Origin of the sequence: Ralstonia psammae, from assembly GCF_958405935.1 — a bacterium.
GTDB lineage: Bacteria > Pseudomonadota > Gammaproteobacteria > Burkholderiales > Burkholderiaceae > Ralstonia > Ralstonia psammae.
On record NZ_CATZBU010000036.1, the window covers coordinates 1 to 3501 of the forward strand.

Consider the following 3501-nt stretch of genomic DNA (forward strand, 5'->3'; position numbering starts at 1 on the left):
TGAAATCTTGAGCGCTACTCACCACCACACCTGTTCCGCGCCCGGCTTTGCCCGCACTGTTCGCGGTTTCATCTGCCACCACCACGCGCCCCAGACGGCGGTTGAATACCAGCTTGTATGTCTTGTTCATTTTCCTCGCCCCCAAAAGGCATGCTCTTTACTCGGACCACCGCGAGTCATCGCTCTTGGTTAGCCTCGTGCGCCTCTAGCGCATGCACAGGTGATTTGGTCACCTGGCTTTGTTAAACCCGCAACGACGTCACTGGCTTGGCGACGTAGTTGCCCTGCCCCCACAACACACCCGCCCCACGCACGAACTCCAGTTCTTCGAGGGACTCGATGCCTTCCACCACCACCCGGGCCGCCCGCTCCCGTGCGGTGCCCACAATGTCGCCAAACGACGAATACACACCGCCCCGGATGCCACGCTTGAGGATCGATGCATCGATCTTGATGATGTCCGGCGCATGCAGATCGAGGCCGTTCTCCATGGCAAAGCCCGCCCCAAAATCGTCGATGGCGATATGGCAGCCGAGCTGGTGCATGCGGTGGCAGAACTGGCGGCCCGCGCCGGGGTAGATCCGTGCTGTCTCGGTGATCTCGATCGTGAGCCGCTGGGCAACGCTCGGGGTCTCGGCCAGCTTCGCGAAAATCGACGCCCACCACACATCGTCGATAGCGCTCTGGCCAGAGATGTTCACGCCCAGGCAGGCGTCGTCGTGCTCTTCCAGCAGGGCAATTGCCCGGCGCATCACATAGCGGTCCAGGCAACGCATGACACCCAAGCGCTCCAGGCTCGGGATGAATTGGCCGGGCGACAGGGTCTCGTCCCCCTCGCCCACGCGGATGCGCGTGAGGCACTCGTTGTAGAGAATGGAATTCAGGTCACCGGTGTTGAAAACGGGCTGGAACACCAAGTCGAGGCGGTCTTCGCCGATCGCCTTGTAGACGTCGGCGGCAATCTCCATGTCGGCGTAGGACTGGGCTTGCTCCCAGGGGCTGTCGGAGAACTGCTTCTCAACGGAAGCCGCAGCAGCCTGCTGCAGGGCCGCATCGGTGACCCAGTTCACGTTCAGCAGCGCCAGTGAAGACGCACCGCATTCGCGTTCGGCCCATTTGGCCAAGCCCAGCAGCACGCCTTGCACGAAGACGTCCTGCACGGCCGGCTCGTTGCATGCTTCGGCCTCTTCCTGGGTGTGGGCTTGCGTGGGCAGGCGCACCACGCCAAGCTTGCCGCCGCCCAGGGTCTTGACCGTAAAGCGCGGCCCGCACAGCGAACCTACGCGTTCGAGCAGTTCCGCTTCGACCGCATTGGCAAACGGTGTCCCATAGCAGCGCGTGAGGAACGCGTAGTTCTTCACCTCAATCAGTAGGCTGCGTTCCTGCCACCCCATGTCTACTCTCCCAGCAACACCACTTCCGTCGACCGTTGGCACTTGGGCGTACGGGCCCCAAGCCCGCGCGCTTGTGCAGCACTCTGGTGACGGATGATTCGAATGGCCGGCCGCCGCGGCGGGCCGGCTTTGACAGTCAGTCAGGGCGGCAGGTCTTGTGCACGGAGGGAGATATCCCCCCCCGTGCCGCGGCAAAGACCTGCCGCGCCTGTCCTGCGTCAGTTCAAGGTGCGAGAGACACCGATGACGACACCCACGTCGGGCTTGCTGAGCGTGGGCACCACCGACAGAGCACCGTTGATGCGCCACAGCCCGTTGTCCAGCGTGCCGCCCACACCCACGGCAAGCGCCGATTGGCCGTGGTAATAGCTGGCACCAGCAGCGGCCGAGATCTTGCCGGGGCGGTCGTCGTAGCGCAGACCCGCGGCGGCCATGGCGGCAGCCACACCGCCCATGGCGCGTTTATTGTTGTCGCTGATCTGGTTCTGCAGGTTGGCCACGCTGGAGTTGAGCTGACCCACGTTCACCGCGTCGGTGGCATTGACACCAGCCGCCACGTTGGTGATCTGGCGTTCACTGCCGGCCGAGCCCACCGAGACGGTGTTCGCCCGGGTCGCCAGCGAGTTCGCACCCAGGGCCACGGAGTTGTCTGCGGTGGCGCTGGCACCTGCACCCAGCGCCACTGCGTTGTTGCCCGAGGCGAGCGAGTTCGAACCCACCGCCGTGGTCGGGTCAGCCGTTGCCTGGGCCTGGTAGCCGATGGCGACCGAGCCTGCGAAGTTGGCGACCGAGCGGAAGCCCACTGCCGTGGTGTTGGCGCTGGTAGCCTGGGCGTTGCTGCCCAGGGCCGTGGCACCGGCCGACGAGGCGCTGGCGCACAGGCCGGCGGCCGTGGCATCCGCGCCGCTGGCTTGCCCGCAACCGGATGCATTAATGGTGGTCAGCGCCGTGCTGTTGAACGTCGCACCCGCTGTTTGCACCATGCCGCTGGCACCGCCACCCAATGCAACGCCCTGGGTCGTGGTATTGCTGGCCGCCGCCGCGTTCGCTTGTTGAACGATGGCCTGCGTCGCGGTCGACAACGAGGAGAGGCTGCTATTGGTGGAGACCAGGCTGGTCGACAGCGAAGCGACACCAGTCGATGCGGACGTCGAGAGCGACGATACCGTGCTGTTGGTGGTGGCCAGGCTGGTGGATAGTGAGCCGACACCACTCTGCGCGGTGCTGATGCCCGTGGAAGTCGACGTGCTCAGGCGACTCACGGTACTGTTCGTCGTAGAAAGGCCGGTGGACAGCGAACTGACGTTGTTGTTCGCCGCCGTCAAGCTGGTCGACAAGGAAGCCACACTGCTCTGCGCTGTGCTGATACCGGTCGAGGCCGAGGTCGACAGGCTCGACACATTGCTGTTGGTGGTGGACAAACCAGTTGACAGCGAAGCCACACCACTTTGCGCAGTACTGATCCCCGTCGACGCGGAGCTCGACAGCAGTGCCACAGTTGCATTCGTAGTCGACAGAGCGGTCGACAGCGAACCCACACCACTCAGTGCCGTGCTGATCCCAGTCGAGGCCGAGGTCGACAGGCTCGACACATTGCTATTGGTGGTCGAAAGTCCAGTCGACAAAGCGGTCGACAGCGAACCCACACCACTCAGTGCCGTGCTGATCCCAGTCGAGGCCGACGTGCTCAGACTGCTCACATTGCTGTTCGTCGTGCTCAGGCCGGTGGACAGCGACGACACACCGCTCAGCGCGGTACTGATGCGCGTCGAGGCCGACGTGCTCAGGTTGGTCACATTGGTATTGGTCGTAGCAAGACTGGTGGACAGCGAACTGACACCATTCTGGACTGTATTGATGGCCGACGAGGTAGCCGTCGACAGGTTGTACAACTGGTTACCCGTCACCGCATCGGTCGATCCCGCGGCAATCGCGCCATCCGACAGTTGGGTGATCGTCCGGGTTATCCCAAGTGAGCTGTTACCGACGCTCACTACATTGGATGCACCACCATCTGAGCTCTGGAAACCCAGCGCTACCGAGTTCGTCCCCGATGCGCTGGAGGCCCACCCCAATGCCATGGAGTTCCCTCCATTGACAAGGGACG

Annotated in this window: 3 protein-coding genes and 1 pseudogene; all 4 read right to left on the minus strand. The window is 63.5% G+C overall.

Annotated elements, in window-relative coordinates:
- A partial coding sequence (locus R2N16_RS25615) for an ESPR domain-containing protein (RefSeq protein ID WP_428984175.1) occupies positions 1 to 130 on the minus strand: 130 nt, incomplete at its 3' end.
- A gap of 112 nt (positions 131 to 242) precedes the next feature.
- Positions 243 to 1394 carry an EAL domain-containing protein gene (locus R2N16_RS25270; protein WP_316669762.1) on the minus strand — a complete coding sequence of 384 codons (1152 nt, stop codon included), beginning with the start codon at positions 1392 to 1394 and terminating at the stop codon, positions 243 to 245.
- Positions 1395 to 1612: 218 nt separating this feature from the next.
- Complete coding sequence (locus R2N16_RS25275) at positions 1613 to 2656, minus strand: YadA family autotransporter adhesin (RefSeq protein WP_316669765.1); 1044 nt, start codon at positions 2654 to 2656, stop codon at positions 1613 to 1615.
- Between the two features lie 621 nt (positions 2657 to 3277).
- Positions 3278 to 3475, minus strand: a pseudogene (locus tag R2N16_RS25280) (hypothetical protein); the annotation flags it as partial.
- Positions 3476 to 3501 lie beyond the last annotated feature (26 nt).